The sequence below is a fragment of the Flaviramulus sp. genome (assembly GCF_982512915.1).
On sequence record NZ_CEWOCJ010000048.1, the window covers coordinates 1 to 3,960 of the forward strand.

A 3,960-nucleotide genomic window follows, 5' to 3' on the forward strand; every position below is an offset into this window, starting at 1 on the left:
AAATATTTTGTTTAAAATAGAAAAGGCTTTATCAATAAGATAAAGCCTTTTGTACTCAAGGCGGAACTAACCAAAATATGAAATTCCCTTATTTTAAAGGGGGTTTCAGAGGGTAAAAATTTTACTGACACCGAATTGGCCCCTTTTTAACATTATTTTAACTGTTTATGCGTTATTTGATGTTATTTAGCGCATTTTGGTAGTTAGCAAGGTGTTATAGCCAAAGTGGTAGTTTAGTTATGGAAATTTTATTAAATGTGCTTCCTCTAAAAAATGAAGATAAGTAACCACTGAATTTCTATGAATATCGCTAGTGCATTTTTACATGTGCAATATATTATCTTTTATGCACTTTAGTGTGTGCGTTTTAAATGATATTTACACAATTTTTTCGTTTTCTTTAATTTCATTAACATTCAATTCTGGTGTCTCTGAGGCTTTCAAGAATTAAATGATTTTCATTATACTCACTGATAAATTACCGCCTTAGCAGTAATAGATTAGTTTTTTTTGTCTTTTCACATATAAAACTAATACTATATCTTCAATTTACTGCCATAACAGTAATTAAATCAAATTTTTGAAAAAAAGATAATTTAAAATAAGTAAATTGTGTATTTTTACCGCCTAAACAGTATAAAATGAATGATTTTGATTTAGGCGCTTTCATAAAAGACCATCGAAAAAAAGCAGGACTTACCCAACTGGAACTAGCTAATTTAGCAGGAGTTGGTAAAACAACTGTTTTTGATATTGAAAAGAACAAAGAAACGGTACGATTAAATAATCTATTTGCAGTACTCCAAGTACTCAACATTAAAGTAGAATTCAAAAGTCCATTAACTAAATAATCATGAGACAAGCAATAATATTGGCTCACGGAAAAAGAGCTGGAATTTTAACAGAAGTAGCTGCCAACGACTATCATTTTGAGTACGATCAAAATTATGATGGTGAAGCAGTATCATTAACCATGCCCACTAATCAAAAAAAGTATAGCTACAAATCCTTCCCTCCCTTTTTCGAAGGGCTATTGCCCGAAGGTGTCATGTTGCAAGGTTTATTACGCATTGCCAAAATTGACAAAAAAAATTATTTCTCTCAACTAATTGCTACAGGAAACGATTTGGTAGGATCTGTAACAGTTCAATTATTGGAAAATGAATAGATGCCCCATTACATACAAATTATGCGGTACGAATACCTATAGCGAAAAAGGAATACGTATGATTGCTCCTAAATTAACGCACTTAAACAATTTACCTTATACAGCAGTAGAATTACGTCAAGAAGCCGCCAATAGAGCCAAAAAGTTATCCATTCAAGGCGTACAACCAAAGCTTAGCGCATCTGTTTCTATAGTGGATCAAGAATTTAAAATTGTTGATCAGTTTGGAACCTATATCATAAAGCCACAAAATGATTTATTCCCACAATTACCCGAGAATGAAGATGTAACCATGCGCATGGCAAAAGCGTTTGGTTTAGAAGTTCCTTTTCACGGCATGCTTTATGGCAAAGATGGTAGTTTATCTTATTTTATTAAACGTTTTGACCGCTATGGTAAAGGAAAAAAATGGGCTACAGAAGATTTTGCTCAATTAACAGGAAATACTAGAGATACAAAATACCGTTTTACGATGGAGAAACTCATTCCGGTACTTGACGAATATTGTTCATTCCCTGCTATCGAAAAAGCTGATTTTTTCAAAAGAATACTTTTTTGCTATGTTAGTGGCAATGAAGATATGCACTTGAAAAACTTTTCATTGATTACTAAAAATGGTAAAACAACACTATCGCCCATTTATGATTTCCTTAACTCTACCATAGCTATTAAAAATCCCGATGAAGAAATAGCGCTCAGCTTGAAAGGAAAAAAAAGTAATTTAAACTCAGCTTATTTTATTGACTATTACGCTAAAGAAAGGCTACAACTCAACGAAAAAACAATAACTTTAATTCTAGAACAAATGAAAAAAACATTTCCTGTATGGAAGGAATTACTTGAAATTTCTTTTCTTTCTGATGACATGAAAATAAAATATTTAAAGCTATTGGAAACTAGAATAGCAATGTTTGAGTAATTAGAAATTAATGTAGTGAATAAAAAAATTTCAAATTAATTTTTAATCTGAGAATTTAAAACTTAAACAGTTTAGCAGATACTGCCTTTGTTGTACTCTCGCTGCCGATTTTTTTAGTAATTGTTCCATATTGCATATTTGTATGTGCAATATGGGTTATTTTTTTGCATTTTTGGTGTGCGATTATTAAAAAATCTATAACTACTATACTAAACTATCAATCAAAGTGTATCCATAAATATGCGTACGATGATTTGGACAAGGTTCTTAATTTTTACAGATTCTACCAAAAAATTGTTTTAACATATAATTCTGGACAATATCAGATATCAATAAGGATTAATAAAAGTACGATAGACAATATTCTTTCAGAAAGAGAACTGCAGCTTTTAGAGGACACTCGTTTCAATAATAACCGTTTGGAAAGAGTAAAGTGGCCGTTTTTTGTTTTCATGCTATACAGGGTTATCCAATATAGATGTCAAGGAACTTACAAGCAATCAAATAACCTAAGGAATAGATAATAATAATTGGATATTCACTAAACGGGAGAAAACCAATGTAGCGGTCAAAGTTCCCATCTTGCCACAAGCTATGGAGGTTATCAATAAGTATAAAGAAGATTCAGATAAGAGAACAGGCAAGCCACTATTGCCATTAAGTTCAAACCAAAAAACAAACAGTTACCTAAAGGAAATAGCAACGGTAATTGGGACCTTCCATGTAGCAATACACACCTTTGCAACAACGTAATGCTTTCCAATGGAGTACCCATAGAAACCCTATCAAAAACTATTGGAACATACCAAACTTTCAACAATCCAAATTTACTCAAAGGTAGTGGAGACCAAAAACAAGCGAAGATGTACAAAACCTACTGATTAGATTTAAAACGAAAAAGCAACAATCACAGGCCATCAATTAAACCAATAATTTTTAAGGCTTAAAAAATAATTTCCTTTCAATATGCTCCTCATAAGGTAACGGGAGTATATTGAAAGGAAATTTTAATATTTGTATAAAAAAATGGTAGCCTTTATTCAGGACTGGTCATTGTTTGCTGTAAACTTTTTTAGTATTTTTTGTAATTTATCAAAATTTGTGATTCTAATATTATGACTTTTAGGATTAAAATTTAGTTTGTCATATAAAATAGTGTCAATTCCTAATTCATTTCCTGCTTTAATTTCTGAATTAGGGTCATCTCCAATGACAAGAATATCCTCAGGTTTTAAATCATATCGTTCTATAATATCTCTAAAAACATCTTTTTTGGTCTTATTGGAAATTTGAGGGTCAATTATATGAATTTCTTTAAAATCATTCTCAATATTTAATTGTTTTACCTTGCTTTGTTGCATGTTAGTAAATCCAGTAGTGACTAAAAACTTTTTATATGGCATTTTTCTAATTTCTTCATAGTCTTCAAATGTGCTCATTTTCATAGTGCAAACCGTGTTTTCGAGCATTTCTAAACCATTTTTTAATAGTTTTTCACTAAAACTGTATTCTTCTGCAACTATTTGAAAAGGTTTACGCATTATAGCTTTTTTTATCAATTCTATATCTCCTGAAAATTCTCTATTTTTTTCAATCAACTGAAACAAAGGTTCGAATAATTCAAGACCAATTGAAGATACAGGATAAATCGTATTGTCTAAATCTAAAATTAAAATTTTTTTATTCATTCTTTTCGTTTATATAAGTTTACAGCCAATGTTTATGTATAAAATTGTGGTTTTTTAGGTGGTTTTAAAGTTTCATAGTTCATTTCTGTTTCCATTCACAATTTCATTTTCTATTTATCAAATGATGTCTGTTTGAATTTCTTATGGCGAGATGTGCCCTTCTCCTTTCGTGCAAATTATCTATT

General features: G+C 30.5%; 5 protein-coding genes. 4 read left to right on the plus strand and 1 reads right to left on the minus strand.

Features of this window, described 5'->3' with window-relative positions:
• Positions 1–641 precede the first annotated feature (641 nt).
• The 4 genes from AC1XJX_RS13555 to AC1XJX_RS13570 all read left to right on the plus strand — a co-directional run bounded on the left by AC1XJX_RS13555 (position 642) and on the right by AC1XJX_RS13570 (position 2,840).
• Positions 642–851 carry a helix-turn-helix transcriptional regulator gene (locus AC1XJX_RS13555; protein ID WP_445957788.1) on the plus strand — a complete coding sequence of 70 codons (210 nt, stop codon included), beginning with the start codon at positions 642–644 and terminating at the stop codon, positions 849–851.
• A 2-nt stretch (positions 852–853) separates the two neighbouring features.
• Positions 854–1,168: a HipA N-terminal domain-containing protein gene (locus tag AC1XJX_RS13560; RefSeq protein ID WP_482004527.1), complete on the plus strand. Its 315-nt coding sequence runs from the start codon at positions 854–856 to the stop codon at positions 1,166–1,168.
• Positions 1,161–2,087 (plus strand): HipA domain-containing protein, encoded by a 927-nt coding sequence (locus AC1XJX_RS13565; protein ID WP_482004528.1) that lies wholly within the window; start codon positions 1,161–1,163, stop codon positions 2,085–2,087. The genes AC1XJX_RS13560 and AC1XJX_RS13565 overlap by 8 nt, the downstream gene beginning before the upstream one ends.
• A 582-nt stretch (positions 2,088–2,669) precedes the next feature.
• Positions 2,670–2,840, plus strand: coding sequence for a hypothetical protein (locus AC1XJX_RS13570; RefSeq protein ID WP_482004529.1), 171 nt, complete (start codon positions 2,670–2,672; stop codon positions 2,838–2,840).
• 287 nt (positions 2,841–3,127) lie between these two features.
• Here the strand turns inward: AC1XJX_RS13570 and AC1XJX_RS13575 are convergent, their stop codons facing one another.
• On the minus strand, positions 3,128–3,775 hold the full coding sequence (locus AC1XJX_RS13575) for an HAD family hydrolase (RefSeq protein WP_482004530.1): 648 nt from the start codon (positions 3,773–3,775) through the stop codon (positions 3,128–3,130).
• Between the last annotated feature and the right edge of the window lie 185 nt (positions 3,776–3,960).